General features: G+C 43.0%; 11 protein-coding genes, 2 pseudogenes and 1 riboswitch. Of the genes and pseudogenes, 10 read left to right on the top strand and 3 right to left on the bottom strand.

Translation table 11 applies throughout. The features are described 5' to 3' along the window. Positions 1–30: 30 nt before the first annotated feature. Positions 31–486: a GNAT family N-acetyltransferase gene (locus I588_RS09135; protein ID WP_010755321.1), complete on the bottom strand. Its 456-nt coding sequence runs from the start codon at positions 484–486 to the stop codon at positions 31–33. Positions 487–1,018: 532 nt separating this feature from the next. Between I588_RS09135 and I588_RS09130 the strand changes: the two genes are divergently transcribed. The 7 genes and pseudogenes from I588_RS09130 to I588_RS09100 all read left to right on the top strand — a co-directional run bounded on the left by I588_RS09130 (position 1,019) and on the right by I588_RS09100 (position 8,611). Beyond that, on the top strand, positions 1,019–1,198 hold the full coding sequence (locus I588_RS09130; RefSeq protein WP_010755322.1) for a hypothetical protein: 180 nt from the start codon (positions 1,019–1,021) through the stop codon (positions 1,196–1,198). A 102-nt stretch (positions 1,199–1,300) separates the two neighbouring features. Continuing rightward, positions 1,301–2,341: a 3-deoxy-7-phosphoheptulonate synthase gene (gene aroF, locus I588_RS09125; protein WP_010755323.1), complete on the top strand. Its 1,041-nt coding sequence runs from the start codon at positions 1,301–1,303 to the stop codon at positions 2,339–2,341. After that, positions 2,335–3,395, top strand: a pseudogene (aroB, locus tag I588_RS09120) (3-dehydroquinate synthase). Before aroF ends, aroB begins: the two are co-directional and overlap by 7 nt. Positions 3,396–3,421: 26 nt before the next feature. Beyond that, entirely contained in the window at positions 3,422–3,919 is a 498-nt protein-coding gene (locus tag I588_RS09115; protein ID WP_034692316.1) for a shikimate kinase, read from the top strand. A 133-nt stretch (positions 3,920–4,052) separates the two neighbouring features. Next, a pseudogene (locus I588_RS09110) lies at positions 4,053–4,787 on the top strand (class I SAM-dependent methyltransferase). A gap of 90 nt (positions 4,788–4,877) precedes the next feature. Then, positions 4,878–6,569 carry a molecular chaperone HscC gene (locus tag I588_RS09105; protein ID WP_010755328.1) on the top strand — a complete coding sequence of 564 codons (1,692 nt, stop codon included), beginning with the start codon at positions 4,878–4,880 and terminating at the stop codon, positions 6,567–6,569. Next, on the top strand, positions 6,566–8,611 hold the full coding sequence (locus tag I588_RS09100; RefSeq protein WP_010755329.1) for a J domain-containing protein: 2,046 nt from the start codon (positions 6,566–6,568) through the stop codon (positions 8,609–8,611). Before I588_RS09105 ends, I588_RS09100 begins: the two co-directional genes overlap by 4 nt. A gap of 28 nt (positions 8,612–8,639) precedes the next feature. Here the strand turns inward: I588_RS09100 and I588_RS09095 are convergent, their stop codons facing one another. Next, positions 8,640–9,176, bottom strand: coding sequence for a GNAT family N-acetyltransferase (locus tag I588_RS09095; protein ID WP_010755330.1), 537 nt, complete (start codon positions 9,174–9,176; stop codon positions 8,640–8,642). 432 nt (positions 9,177–9,608) lie between these two features. Beyond that, positions 9,609–9,777: riboswitch (M-box (ykoK) riboswitch) on the top strand. Between the two features lie 108 nt (positions 9,778–9,885). Between I588_RS09095 and I588_RS09090 the strand changes: the two genes are divergently transcribed. The 3 genes from I588_RS09090 to I588_RS09080 all read left to right on the top strand — a co-directional run bounded on the left by I588_RS09090 (position 9,886) and on the right by I588_RS09080 (position 13,181). After that, positions 9,886–11,016, top strand: a complete 1,131-nt coding sequence (locus tag I588_RS09090; RefSeq protein ID WP_010755331.1) for an FtsW/RodA/SpoVE family cell cycle protein — start codon at positions 9,886–9,888, stop codon at positions 11,014–11,016. After that, complete coding sequence (locus tag I588_RS09085; protein ID WP_010755332.1) at positions 10,991–12,193, top strand: FtsW/RodA/SpoVE family cell cycle protein; 1,203 nt, start codon at positions 10,991–10,993, stop codon at positions 12,191–12,193. The genes I588_RS09090 and I588_RS09085 overlap by 26 nt, the downstream gene beginning before the upstream one ends. A 91-nt stretch (positions 12,194–12,284) precedes the next feature. After that, on the top strand, positions 12,285–13,181 hold the full coding sequence (locus tag I588_RS09080; RefSeq protein ID WP_010755333.1) for an LCP family protein: 897 nt from the start codon (positions 12,285–12,287) through the stop codon (positions 13,179–13,181). 43 nt (positions 13,182–13,224) lie between these two features. On the opposite strand, the gene dat is transcribed toward I588_RS09080, so the two are convergent. Beyond that, entirely contained in the window at positions 13,225–14,082 is an 858-nt protein-coding gene (gene dat / locus I588_RS09075) for a D-amino-acid transaminase (protein ID WP_010755334.1), read from the bottom strand. Positions 14,083–14,420 lie beyond the last annotated feature (338 nt).

Here is a 14,420-nt window from a genome sequence, read left to right as displayed (position 1 = left end):
TATAATGAGAAGCGCAAGGCAGTATCCATTTTAGATACTGCCGAGGCTTTCTTGAGAGGATAAAGTCATGTCAATATGAGGAATCCCATCTTCCAAATATTCTTCGGAAACAGTCCTGAAACCGAAGGACTCATAAAATTTTTGCAAGTAGGCTTGGCCGGAAATAGTAATGGTTTTACCTGGAAAGCGCTGTTGAATTTCTTCGATGGTTCGCTGGACCAGCTGTCGGCCTAAATGCTGTTTGCGGGCATGCTGTACGACTAGGACACGTCCAAAGGTGACATAATCGCCTTTATCAATAATTCGGGAATAGGCTTGTAAATTAGGGCCTTCGGTGAAGCAAAGATGCAAGGCTGTTTTGTCCTCTTCATCGGCTTCTTGATAGGGGCAATTTTGTTCGACTACAAACACAGCTACCCGTTCAATAAAAATAGTTAATAACTCTTCAGCAGTTAATTCGCTGATGGTTTTTACTTGAATATCCATCTAGGCAGGTCTCCTTTTTCGGTTATTATAGCAAGTTCGAGTAGTAATTTCATGGGGTTTCCAGCTTTTATTTTTTGAAAAAATTTTGGCAAATGAAAATTCGTAGAAAAGCCTGTTAAACCAAGGAAAACATTGAGAATAACTTCACAATGCAAGACGTTTTTTTTTAAAAAGTAAAATTTTTTTTAGCAAAAGTGTTGACAAGCGGCAGAAACATCTCTAGAATTAAGCCAATCTTAAAAAACAGTTTGGGGCGATTAATATGATCAAGAATATTAATACACAACTGAATACGTATTACTTTAGCTATTTTAGATAGGTTTGTATTCATGAAATCATGGATGCAAACAGACAACGTGTTTGTATCTATGATGGCTAGAGAAGTTTGAGATGACTTTCGCCACGTAGATGAAAATATCTATAGTGGCTTTTTCTATACCTTTTATTTTTCGGGCAGAAGACTCATTGTAGATTTTTCATCTACAATGAGTCTTTTTTTGGCTACTAACTGTAAAACTTGAGGAGGTAAGGAATGAAAAAAGCAATTTCGGGACAGACAAGACTAGCAGGCTTATATGCCTTGCCAGCAAGACCGCCAACGATGCCTACTACATCGTTTCGTGAAGTAGAGATTAACGCAGTCTATTTAAGCTTTGATGGGAAGCCTGAGACGTTGGGCCGACGTATTAAAAGCGGATATACGGGTGTTTGATAATAGTTAGCTTCCAGCAGCTGCCTTTAAGCGAAGAAATACAGCGGGAAGTTCCCCGATCATTAGTAACAACGGAAATTAAAAAATAGGAGTGTGACATACATGATTTTAATTATGAAGCAGGAAGTAACCGAGGGCGAATTACAGCCGATTATTAATAAAATTAAAGAAAATGGCCTGGAGGTGCAGGTTAATCACGGAAAAGATCGAATCGTATTAGGCTTACTAGGAGATCCGGAAATTTTACAAACCATCTCCTTCCAGCGCTACTCCTCAGTGGAGCGGGTAGTACCAATTACGAACAGCTACAAATTGACTTCACGAGAATTCCATCCCCAAAATACTGTCGTTGATGTGGACGGTGTGAAGATCGGTGATGGCAGCTTCGTTACAATGGCTGGTCCTTGTTCAGTTGAAGGAGAAGAACAAATCATGGAGGCTGCACGCATGGCAAAAGCCGGCGGAGCTCAGATTCTTAGAGGCGGGGCATACAAGCCGCGTACTTCTCCTTATGCTTTCCAAGGAATGGGGGAAGAGGGCTTGAGAATTATGCGGAAAGCTGCCGATGCTCATGGCTTGAAGGTAATTACCGAAGTGATGGACGAAGCCCATATTGATGTGGTTTGTCAGTACGCAGATATTATTCAAATTGGTGCCCGCAACATGCAAAACTTCCGTCTATTGGAAGCTGTGGGCAAAACAGGAAAACCAATTGGTCTAAAACGCGGAATCTCCGGTACGATTGAAGAATGGTTGAACGCGGCAGAATACATCGCTGTTCAAAATAATTTCAACATCTTGTTCATTGAACGCGGCATTCGGACTTACGAACGCGCCACCCGCAACACCTTAGATTTAAGTGCCGTACCGTTAATGAAGAAGCTGAGCCACTTCCCAGTTATTGTTGACCCTAGTCACGGGACTGGAATTTGGGATCTGGTTTCACCAATGGCTCGAGCAGGTGTTGCCAGCGGCGCTGACGGCATGATTGTGGAAATTCACCCTGATCCAGTCAATGCTTGGTCAGATGGCGAACAATCGCTAAACGAAAAGAATTACTTGCAAATGATGAAGGAAGTCACTATTTTAACCGAAGCGATGAAGCAGATTAACGAGTTATCGAAGGAGGAAATCGTATGCTAAAAGTTGAATTACCTAGTAAAACCTATGAGATTCTAGTCGAAAAAGATGCACTGAAGCGAATTGGCAGCTGGACAGCTGACATTTGGTCTTCACGTAAAATTGCCCTAATCAGTGATACGAACGTCTTTCCTCATTACGGACAAACGGTCGTACAATACTTGGAAATTCAAGGCTTCGACGTTTACCCTTACGTTGTTGATGCTGGCGAAAAGACAAAGTCACTGGTGACAGCCAATGAGCTTTACGATTTTCTCACAGACAACGACTTCAGCCGCAGCGATTCATTAATCGGTTTAGGTGGCGGAGTAATTGGGGATCTAACCGGTTTCGTGGCTTCAACTTACATGCGTGGCTTAAGCTTCATCCAAGTGCCGACTTCGTTATTGGCTCAAGTAGATTCCAGTATCGGCGGCAAAACGGGCGTGAATTGTGAAAAAGCTAAAAATTTAATCGGGACCTTCGCCCAACCAGACGGCGTTTTAATTGATCCCAATACGCTGCAGACTTTACCGCAAAGACGTTTGTCAGAGGGCATGGCGGAAGTGATCAAATGTGCCTTGATCCAGGATATTAATCTGTGGAGACAGCTGCGGAAAATGACTAAGATGGAAGACATTTTAACCAACAGCGAAAGCATCATCAAAAAAGCCTTGAATGTGAAGAAACATCTGGTTGAACGTGATGAATTCGATCAAGGAGATCGCTTGCTGTTAAACTTCGGACATACGATTGGTCATGGACTAGAGGCCAGTGAAAATTACGAAATGATCAGTCATGGAGAAGCCGTTGCGTTAGGCATGGTTCAAATGACGCGAGGTGCGGTAAAAAAGGGCTGAGCAGAAGGCAATTAACTGAGGAAATTATTCAAATGGTAGAAAAATTTCAATTGCCTTCTGCCTATACACCATGGAACACGGAGAAAATTTATCAAGCAATTATGCATGACAAAAAAGTCAGAGGAGACAAGATTCGAATCGTAGTGGTGGAGGACATCGGGAAAGGTCAAATCCACACCGTTCCTCTGACAGAGCTTAAAGAATACATTACTGCCTAAAAAATGAAAAAAAGGAGAAGTTTATGATGGAATCTATTATTTTAATCGGGTTTATGGGAGCAGGAAAAACAACAATCAGTCGCGAGGTAGCCAATATCTTGAATTGCCAACGGGTAGATATGGATGATGTGCTAGTTGAACGTATCGGCTCAATCAGTCAATACTTTGAGCAGCATGGAGAAGCTTCTTTCCGTCAGCACGAAACCAATTTGCTGAAAGAAGCCATCACTCAAGAGTCCGTAATCGCAACAGGCGGCGGAGTCATTTTGCAGGAAGAAAATCAGCAGGTATTGGCAGATAAAAAAGTCATTTACCTAAAAGCTGATCCGGAGGTGCTGATTGACCGCATTCGCAATGATGAAGAAAATATTCGCCCGAATGCAGCTAACAAGAATGATGGAGAAATTAAGGACCTATTCCATTCTCGTGAACGCTTGTATGAACAATTAGCCAAAATTACGGTAGAAACCTCTCATCGCTGTCCGCAAGAAATCGCTAGCGAAATCATCCAACAGCTAGCGTAAGGAAATTTAGCGTAAAATATGTTAAACTAACAGCATATTTAAAGCGAAGGGAGCGATGAACATGATTGCCCACAAAAGAGATGAACTCCATGTAATGGCCAAAAGATAATCTAATTACATGGAGGAAAATAGAATGACAAACAATATTTATGACAACGAAGAATTTTTTGAAAGCTACAGTCAAATGGACCGGAGTAAAAAGGGGCTGCAGGGAGCAGGCGAGTGGCAGACACTAGAAGGCCTGCTGCCGGATTTTGAAGGCAAAACGGTGCTTGATTTAGGCTGCGGCTATGGCTGGCATTGTATCTATGCTGCTGAGCATGGCGCCAAATCGGTTATCGGCGTAGACATCTCTGAGAAGATGCTGGAGGTTGCTAGACAGCAAACACCCTATTCCAACGTGACCTATTTAAGAGAAGGGATCGAAGAGGCTTCTTTTGATGCGGATCAATTTGATATAGTAATCAGTTCTTTAGCGTTTCATTACATTCCATCTTTTGAAGCAGTGGCTAAAAATGTTCATAGCTATTTAAAAGACGGTGGAAAATTTGTCTTTTCCGTAGAGCATCCAGTATTTACTGCTTACGGAACCCAGGACTGGTATTATGATGAAAACGGCGAGATTTTACACTTCCCGGTAGATAATTATTTCTATGAAGGGGAGCGGACGGCCCACTTTTTAGGCAGCGAAGTGACTAAATACCATAAAACGTTAACGACCTATTTAGATGGTTTGTTAACCAATGGTTTTGCCATCAATCGTTTAGTGGAGCCCACTCCGCCAGAATCAATGCTATAGGTTCCCGGGATGAAGGATGAGTTCCGTCGCCCAATGATGCTGATTGTTTCAGCAACCAATTCAAAATAAGATTCCTAAGACCTTGTCGGAAATTTCCGGCAGGGTCTTTTTTACGCGGCGGTTTATGCTACACTTTATATAAAAAAAGGGAGTGGAAAAATGGCGGTAATCGGGATTGATTTAGGAACGTCTAATAGTTTGGCATCCTTCTGGGATGGGGAGCAGGTGGTGCTGATTGCCAATCGATTTGGCAGCTATTTGACTCCGTCAGTAATCGGAGTAGACGAAAATAACGACATATTAGTGGGAGAAATTGCCAAGCAACGTCTGGTTAGTCATCCACAAAAGACAGCGGCAGCTTTCAAGCGTTTTATGGGAACAGAGAAAATGTATCAGTTAGGCAGTTATTCCTTTTCACCGATCGAATTTTCTTCATTGGTTTTATCAAGCTTAAAGGAAGATGCTGAGCTGTTTTTACAGGAGCCTTGTGACGAGGTTGTAATCAGCGTACCGGCCTATTTTAACAATATTCAACGGGAAGCGACGATGGAGGCGGCTAAATTAGCCGGCTTAAACGTGTTGAATCTAATTAGTGAGCCGACTGCGGCTGCCATGGCTTATGGGCTGCACCAGGAGGAAGATTTATCCATTTTAGTGATTGACCTAGGTGGGGGAACCTTCGATGTTTCTCTATTGGAAATGTTTGAAGGGATTATGCAGGTGGAGGCAATTGCCGGAGATAACCAGCTGGGAGGAGAAGACTTCACCCAGTTGATCATTCGAGATTGCTTAGTCAAAAGCAAATTGGAGCAGGAAGCTTTGCCAGCTGCGGTTCTTTCGGTTATTTATCAAAAAGCTGAAATGCTGAAAAGGGAATTGTCCTTTCAAGCAAGGAGTGGTTTCGAGTTTGAAAAGGACGGTACCATTTATTCCTATGAGCTGACTAAGCCGCAGTATGAAAAATTGTGTGAGCCCTTGCTGGCTAAAATGCGTCTGCCGGTTGGTCGAGTGCTGAATGATAAAAAGATGACAGTCGAAGAAATTGACCGCGTAATCTTGATTGGCGGAGCCACCAAAGATCCTGTTGTACGCAGCTTTTTGGCTAAGCTGCTGCGAACGATTCCTTATACTTCCATCAATCCAGATGAAGCAGTAGGTATCGGTGCAGGGATTCAAACTGCGTTGAAAAAGGATCACAGCATGGTATCTGAATTGATGCTGACGGATGTCTGTTCCCACACACTGGGGGTCGAATCGGTTAGAGAGCTGGGCAATGAATGGATCAATGGGGTTTTTACGCCCATTATTGAGCGGAATACGACAATCCCGGTGAGTAAGGTAGAGACTTTTTATACGGTAAGAGATCAGCAGCCCAAAATCCGTTTTGCCGTGTATCAAGGGGAAAGCCCCCGTGTCAGTGAAAACCTGAAAATTGGCGAGATCATTATTCCGCTAGATCCAGCACCTAAGGACTATCCGGTAGATTGCCGCTTTACTTATGATACGAGCGGTATTTTGGAGGTGCTGGTAACAGTGAAGCAAACCGGAGAAACTCATCAGCTGATTATCGAAGAATCACCAGGCAAGCTGAGTCCCGAGGAAATTCAGCACAGCCTCAATAAACTGGAAAAGCTGAAAATCCATCCACGAGATCGAGCGGAAAACCGTCTGCTAACCGCCCGACTGGAACGTTTATATGCGGAAACAACCGGTGAAAAGCGGGAATATATTCAAACCTTATTGCTGCGTTTTGAGGCAGAGTTAGCCAAGCAGGATGACCAGATAATTAAAAAGCTGGTCAAGGAACTGACGGAAACCTTAAATGAATTTGAAAAGGGAATGTGGCTATGAGCTGTTGGGAAATTTTAGGCATTGAACCGACGAAAGAGCTTAAGCAAATTAAAAAAGCCTACGCGGTCAAATTAAAGCAGCTGATTCCAGATGAACAGCCAGAAGAATTTCAGCAATTAAAAGAAGCCTTTGACTGGGCAGTTAGGTATGCCAAAGAAGAGACGACAGCTGTTCCACCGCCGCTTCATTTTGAGCAGCCAGCACCAGTGTCAGTAAACCTAGAAGAAAGTATGATTGAGTCGACCTTTAAAGAAAAGCTGGATCAGCTGGTGGCAACCGATACCTTCTTCGATGATTTAGCAGCCTGGGAACAGCTATTAGCCGACAATCAAACCTGGGCGATTCAAGAGTTTATCGAGAATTCTCGTGTGATCCAGCATTTTTTAGTTGAGAACTTCATGTATTTGGCTCGGCCGATTCTCGCTTTATTGTTTCAAACCTTCCAATTGAATGAGCTGAAGAATGAGGCCACTGGACAATCGTTGGCTTTGCCCGGATTTTTATATAAGAGGGAAGAAATTATGCAGTACCCGGATTTCTCCTTTGCTTTGTGGCCTGAGCTATCGGCAGCTGATCGGAAGGATTATTTTTTCTATCGCTACATCTATTATTACTATTTAAATAGCGAAACGCTTGAGCTGGTTAGACTAAAGGAAATGGCGAAAAAGATTGAGAATTTATTTACCAATGATGGCGATTTTATGCTGTTGCAGGCTTGGAGGAAGCTGATTGATGTAAAAGGCAATTTGAAGCAGCCGCTAATGATGAAGGAATTTTCCCAGCTGCTGGATCAGGCGATGCGTACAGCGTATGGCAACAAGCAGTTAGCCAGCTTTTTACTCATCTATCGCAGGGCTTGGCAAACAGGAGAGTTAAGCGAATTTAATCGAGTGCAAATAGAGGAAGGAGCCTATTTATCCATCCCTTTTTGGCAGCCTTATCTGTCAGGAATGCTGTACTATCAAGTGGCGGATTATTCCAGAGCCTTTGCTTGCTGGCAACGGGTCTCTTATTATCAGTTTGTCGCTTTACAGCCTTATTTACGAAGGGTAGAAGGGAAGCTGTCGAATGAAGAACAGGATACCTTTCGACAAATGCGGCGATTTTATGATTTGGAAAGGGAGCCCGCCGTTCCTGTTGCGCAAAAAAAACCTCGTGACACCTATAAGCACCTTAAAGTAATTTTGATTCTCTGTGTGGCGGTGCTGACTTTTTACGTACGCGTTTTTCAAACGGTAAAGACAAGCGAGTCGAAACAAGATCAGATTGAACGATTGCAGCTGCAGCAGGAAAAGCTCAAGGAAATCCCGTCGCCTTTTTCCATTGAGCGTCTGATTGGCGAGGATACAGATGCCGTTCAGCAGTTTGTCTACTATTATTTATGTACCAGTGATGTGCAGGAACGACAGAACTTCAATAACGAGATGGCTTCCTGGGAGGTACGGGAATTATTAAGTCAGCATATGAATGATGAGATTCGTTACCCAGATGCCACTAACCTTGATTTTACCTTTGAGACGGATTATGCCACAGCGCAAGGGCACTGTCAGGCAGTTAAGTATAAGGGAAATACGATTTTAATTGTGAAGCTGAATGAAGATGAGAAGATCGTGGATATTCTTGGCCAAGGCTGGCATGAAATCGATCCGGCAGCCTTTGATGAGCTAGTGGCAGATATTCAAATTCGACCTTCTTTAACCATCAACTTCTTTATATCCAACTACTTGGTTAGTGAGGAGCGGGAAGAACTGCTGAAAGAATACCCGGAGTACTGTACTGAAGAAATGCTGGAGCGCCTCATCCAAAAGCAAGGGGAAGGGCCTACGGAGAAGTATCGTAATGGAACCTGGCAAATCAGCAGCTGGCAGGATCAGCTCTATCTAGTCATTAATGATAACCAAGATCAGCCAGGAATGATCCTAAGCTTCGATGAGCAGGGACGTTTAGCTCATGTTTATTTGGATGGCTGGGAAGCCATGGATGAAAAAACAGTCAAACAAATTTTGGACCAGCGGACTGCTGAAAAACACGATATATTGTAATAAAAAGCTTAGCAATTGAAATCAGTTGCTAAGCTTTCTCTAGTTGTATCCAGTAAATCCGAATTCTTTTTCCCTCTTTGTCGACATTTTCCTCTGTCAAAACGCCGCCTTGCTTTTCAATCGTTCGATAGGAGCCTACATTAGCTGCATGACACCCCAGCATGACTTCCTTTAAGCCAAGGGATTGTGCGTATTCCAACCCCAGCTGCAGCATTTCAGAAGCATAGCCTTTTCGTCGTTCTGCTGGCCGTACGGCATAACCGATATGCCCAGCATAGCTGCGCAAAAGGGGGTGGTCAATATGATGACGAATATCGATAATTCCAACAATTTGTTGATCGGTTTTTCTTAGGGCAAAAAAGGTCGTTGAGGGAACCCAAGCTGCTTGCGCATTTTCTGCTTGGCGATAAGCCTGAGTGTGGGCTAGCCACTCCTCGTAGCTTAGCTGATCCAACAGCCCGCTGCCCGAAATTATCGGCTCGCCGTATTCAAAAAATTCTTGTTTAAAGGCGTGCACGGCGTTTTCTGACTGGGTTTCAGGTAGGACTAGTTTTAATTCGTTCAATTTCTGCTCACCTCTCTTGCGTTTAGTGTAACATGAATTGAATGAGGATGGTTTGATTTAAAAAAATATAGTGCGTTATTTATTTTGATTGATGAATCACGGAACTAAGGAGTTTCAATGGATAAATACAACTAGCTAATTTTTTGTTCAAGCAGTTGTTATAAAGTGATATTTATATTGTTATCACTTGTTTTTGTTGTAATATCGGTATTTCTATCCAGGTTAAACGATGGAGTAGTCCAAAAAAGCAGGAATAGAAACACTTTGGAAAAATAGCCTGAATCATGCGCAAGGGAGGAGATAGAACAGCTTTTTCCTGATTTTATTTTTCTTTAATGTTATTAAGAAAGAGTAAATTAAGCGAAAAATTCTGGTTTTTGGTTGCAAGCTGCTTAGGGGAAAGAGTAAGATTGGGTCGTAAAAATAAAATAGTAACAACCTTGTTAGGTGAGGCTCCTATACAAACATAAGCTATTGCTCAGAAACATCGAAAGATGCCAATGGGTAAAACAGGAATTGTCGGATTAAGGCTTTTTCCAAGATAGCTAAGATGAACATCTTTACGTTGTATAGTGCTAAAACTCGGACGATGAGATGATGCTAGGTCAGAATTCTTGTTCGAAAAGGTTTCTGACCTTTTTGTATGGATTCTAAACTAGTAGAAATAACCGCTCGCTTTCGCCTAACTTTGTTGAAGGGAGGTGAAGCAATGCAAACGATGAAAAAGATCGATTGGTGGATTATTGGACCCTATGCTGTCCTGTCTATCATCGGTCTTTTAGAGGTTTTCAGCGCAAGTTCGTACCGACTCATAATCGCCGGAGCGAATCCGCGAAGCCTATTTTATCGTCAGCTGATTTTTGTGCTGCTGAGCTGGGGGGCATTGGGCTTAACCTATTCTGTTAAGCTGCAGCATCTTCTGAAATTGAGAATCGCGCAAATTCTTTTAGGCTGTTCGACCGTGCTTTTGCTGCTGGTAAAGGTGCATCTTTTTGGCGTGACTGTCAATGGGGCTCAGCGCTGGATTTCAATTTTTGGGATTCAATTTCAGCCTTCGGAGCTAGCGAATATGGCTTTGATTTTCTACTTGAGCTATTACTTTCGCAATCCATTGCAATCCAAAAAGGAGCTGCGAGCACCGATTATCGTTACCTTGTTTTTGGCTACACTAGTTTTTATTCAGCCTAAAGTAACTGGGGCCTTGATCCTGCTGCTGGTGGCAGGGGTGCTTTTCTGGGCAGCTGCGATTCCAGTCGATGTCGGACTGATATTAGGCTTTGCTGCGGTAATTGGGGCCTTGATTGTTGCGGGAATTGTTCTGCTGCTGGGGAGTCACGATTTATTGCCGCACCTTTTTCAACATGTGTATGAACGAATCGCAATTGCCGGCAATCCCTTTGCAGATGTTAATGGAACAGGCTATCAAATGAGCAATTCCTATTATGCCATGTACAATGGTGGCTTCTTTGGTCGGGGAATCGGCAACAGTATTACCAAAAATGGCTATTTGCCAGAAGCAGAAACCGACTTTATTTTTTCAATTATTGTCGAAGAGCTGGGAATGATTGTGGCCTTGTTTTTGCTGCTGCTCTTGTTTGTGATTTGTTTGCGGTTGTTTTGGCTAAGTACTCATTGTAAAAATCACCAGGCGGCACTGCTTGTAATGGGGATTGGTACGTTGCTGCTGGTGCAAACAAGTATTAACGTAGCCAGCACCTTAGGCCTAATTCCTATGACGGGAATTCCATTACCGTTTCTCAGCTATGGTGGAACCAGCTATCTGATTCTTTCAGTCAGCTTAGGAGTTGCGCTGAATGTTTCAGCTAGGGAAAGGAGATGAAAAAGTGAAGCGTAAAGAGTGGAACGATGCCTTATTGCTGCCGATCCTGTTACTATTAATTTTAAGTGTTTGGGTTCAGTATCAGGCGGCATTGTTGGATGGTCGAGCCGTTCAGCCAGTCATTTTTAAACAGCTGATTTTTAGTGGCTTAGCTTTAGGCGCGTTATTGGTTATGCGGCGAATTCCGTTTCTATTTTTAGTGAAGTTTGCACCGATTTGGTACAGCTTTTCTTTAGGAGTGATGTTGCTGCTGCATTGGTACTACGATCCGACCATGTATTTGTTAACTGGGACAAAACGCTGGCTGCGCATTGGACCCTTGTCGCTGCAGCCCTCAGAAATGGTGAAAATCAGTTTTATTTTAATGCTTGTCCATTTTACGCTGAAGTATGAAAAACAAGCGCGACCGCATTCGTTGAAAGCGGATGGGGGGTATATAATAAAAAGTTTGGCCATTGCTTTACCAACATTTTTGCTGATGTTCATGCAGCGAGATTTTGGAACCAGCTTGGTATTTATCAGTGTTTTGGCGGCTTTGTTTATTGTAGCAGGTGTGGATAAACGAATTTTACTAGCTGGAGCAGGAGCATTGACACTGTTAGGCGGCTGTTTGCTGTTGTTTGTCTTCACCGAATGGGGACGAGGAATCTTGCAGGCGCTGCATTTCAAAGAGTACCAGCTGAATCGAGTGGAGGCCTGGATCGATCCTTTTAAATACCAGGATTCAATTTCCTTTCAACAGGTTCGCAGCATGCTGTCTGTGGCAGTAGGTGGTTTTGCTGGGAAATCTAGTGAGTTGGCCTCAATTTATGTTCCGGTACGTGAGTCAGACATGATTTTTACCGTCATTGCAGAAAAAAGCGGGTTTATTGGCAGCAGCGGTGTCCTGTTTTTGTATTTCTATTTGTTTTATCAGATGCTGACGGCTGGAATTCAAACCAATAATCGCGGCTGCTTATATTTTTCGGTCGGTTTGGTTTTTGCCTTATTGTTCCAAACTGTCGAAAATATCGGTGCAGCGATCGGAATCTTGCCGTTAACGGGGATTCCATTGCCTTTTTTGAGTCAAGGCGGCACCTCCATGATCACCGTATGTGTGGGTCTAGGAATCGTGCTGGGCATGGAGAAGCCCAAAAAAGGCCGAAGAGTGGCAGCTCTATCGACCCTAAAAAGATAAACTGAGAAATTCTCAGCTTGTGACTTATCATAATAGAGGACTTGTGATTTGGCAAGTGAGAGTTTCCCTTCAATAAGAGAGGAAATCAACGATGAATAAGCGACAAAAAGCAACGATTGTAATTTTGCTGCTCCTGATTGCAGCAGTCGGCTTTGTCTCCTTTGAGTTTCTCGTGGGCTTTACCGCCGAGAAAAAAACGCAGACAGTCAAGCAGGAGGAGGCAGAGCTTCCGGTACCTGCAGGGGTGCCGGAGATTATTAACTTCACATTAGTTGGATCGGATGCGCGGCCCGATGAAGAGAGCGGGCGTTCGGATAGTTTAATGCTTGGTCAGTACAACCGTCGGACTAAGCAGCCTAAATTGATTTCAATTATGCGAGATTCCTATGTGGACATTCCTGAATACGGGAAGGATAAAATCAATGCCGCCTACTTTTACGGTGGTATGCCTTTACTCGAGGAGACGCTGAAAGATAACTTCCAGGTAGAAACACCTTACTATATTAGTATGACCTTTGATAAATTTGTCGATTGTATCAATGATTTATTTCCAAAGGGCGTAACGATTGATGCGCAAAACTCCTTTGAATTGGACGGGGTGAACATTGAAAAAGGCAAGCAGCAAATGGATGGCAATACCTTGTTGCAATACGCTCGTTACCGTGGAGATGGTAACGGAGATTTTGGCCGAATTGAGCGCCAGCAGCAGGTAGTTAAGGCTTTATGCGAGCAGTCCCAAGACCTGACTACCTTGATGAAGCTGCCAAAGACCATCGGTAAGCTGATGGGCAGTATTGACACCAATATTCCAAGCAAAGTATTGCTGGCTTGCGGGTTGGATTTTATTAAGGGGGCTGAAAAGTCAGTGGAAACATTGTCTGTTCCAGTTGAGGATAGCTGGAGATACAATGACGATACGCCAGCTGGTAGTGTGCTGGAAGTACAGCTGGAAAAAAATCAACAGGCAATTGCTGAGTTTCTAAAATAAAAGAACTTCCCTCCGCCGCTAGAAAACGGAAGAGGGAAGTTTTTTATAGTTGTATGCCGCAGGTTTTCTCGATTTCGGCAATAAAGTATTGTTCTAATTCTGTGGATAGCGGACCACGAACGCCAGTGCCGATCATTTCGCCATCTATGGTAGTAACAGGTGTTACCTCTGCCATGATACTGGAGATAAAGACTTCATCTGCCTGTTTTAATTCTGTTAGGCTGAATACTCGTTCTTCGATGGCAACCTTGTTTTCCTTTGCCAGCTTCAAAATCGTTTGCCGAGTAATGCCATTGAGAATCAAATTATTTGCCGGGTGAGTAATCAATGTATTGTTTTTAACGATGAAGACATTGGAATGCGAGCATTCTGTTACGTGATCTTCATCCCGATACAAAATCGCTTCGTCAGCACCAGCCTTAGCCGCTTGGTTTTTAGCTAGGACATTGCCTAATAAATTCAAACTTTTAATATTGCAATGCAGCCAGCGATCATCTACTGCTGTAATTGCAGTAAGGCCCTTTTCAAAAGCAGCTAGATCACGAGGGGCTGCTATGGAAGTAGCCATTAAAACAGGGTGATTGTCCGGTGAGTACACATGATTTCTAGGCATTTGTGTCCCACGAGAAATCTGTAAATAGATCATCCCATCCCCCAATTGATTGGCAGTGATCAATTCAGTTAACTGGTCCTTTAGCTCTTCCTTAGTATAAGGAATTGCCAAGTCGATCAATTCAGCACTATCAAACAGGCGGTCGATATGCTGATCAAAGGTGAATATACAGCCTTGATAGATGCGAAATCCTTCATAAATCCCATCGCCAAACTGGTATCCTCGGTCTTCGATATCCACTTTAGCTTCCGAACGCTCAACCAGCTGACCGTTTAAAATGACTTTCATACTCTTCCCTGCTTTCTTATATGTAAATTCTAAGTTCAATGTGTCCTAGTCAAGGCCAATTCAGTAAAGACAGAGCCGATGAAAGGTGGCTGGATGCTTAACTGAATTTTTTTGATTAGAACTCCTTCATCCTTACATAAGGATAATTTAATCTTGGAGGAAGGTCAACAGAATTCTTTCGCTCAGTAAGGGCAGTTAACCAGTCTGGTTCACCACTTTATTTATAATTAGATATTCCTTATTATGTATCATTGTTGCAGGAAGGAAATGACAATTTGATTAAGAATAAGCAAGTCTTATCCTTCGTAAAATAGTTTTTATTTTATTACAATTGATAG

This window comes from Enterococcus pallens ATCC BAA-351, assembly GCF_000407485.1.
In the GTDB taxonomy this organism is placed as follows: Bacteria; Bacillota; Bacilli; order Lactobacillales; family Enterococcaceae; genus Enterococcus_A; species Enterococcus_A pallens.
This window is presented reverse-complemented; position numbering and strand designations above follow the sequence as displayed.

What these genes read in the sequence shown, in the direction of transcription:
- I588_RS09080 (WP_010755333.1), top strand. Translation starts at nt 12,285, where the DNA reads ATGAATAAGCGACAAAAAGCAACGATTGTAATTTTGCTGCTCCTGATT.
- I588_RS09135 (WP_010755321.1), bottom strand. Translation starts at nt 486, where the DNA reads ATGGATATTCAAGTAAAAACCATCAGCGAATTAACTGCTGAAGAGTTA.
- I588_RS09105 (WP_010755328.1), top strand. Translation starts at nt 4,878, where the DNA reads ATGGCGGTAATCGGGATTGATTTAGGAACGTCTAATAGTTTGGCATCC.
- I588_RS09130 (WP_010755322.1), top strand. Translation starts at nt 1,019, where the DNA reads ATGAAAAAAGCAATTTCGGGACAGACAAGACTAGCAGGCTTATATGCC.
- I588_RS09090 (WP_010755331.1), top strand. Translation starts at nt 9,886, where the DNA reads ATGCAAACGATGAAAAAGATCGATTGGTGGATTATTGGACCCTATGCT.
- I588_RS09100 (WP_010755329.1), top strand. Translation starts at nt 6,566, where the DNA reads ATGAGCTGTTGGGAAATTTTAGGCATTGAACCGACGAAAGAGCTTAAG.
- I588_RS09085 (WP_010755332.1), top strand. Translation starts at nt 10,991, where the DNA reads ATGTTTCAGCTAGGGAAAGGAGATGAAAAAGTGAAGCGTAAAGAGTGG.
- I588_RS09115 (WP_034692316.1), top strand. Translation starts at nt 3,422, where the DNA reads ATGGAATCTATTATTTTAATCGGGTTTATGGGAGCAGGAAAAACAACA.
- aroF (WP_010755323.1), top strand. Translation starts at nt 1,301, where the DNA reads ATGATTTTAATTATGAAGCAGGAAGTAACCGAGGGCGAATTACAGCCG.
- dat (WP_010755334.1), bottom strand. Translation starts at nt 14,082, where the DNA reads ATGAAAGTCATTTTAAACGGTCAGCTGGTTGAGCGTTCGGAAGCTAAA.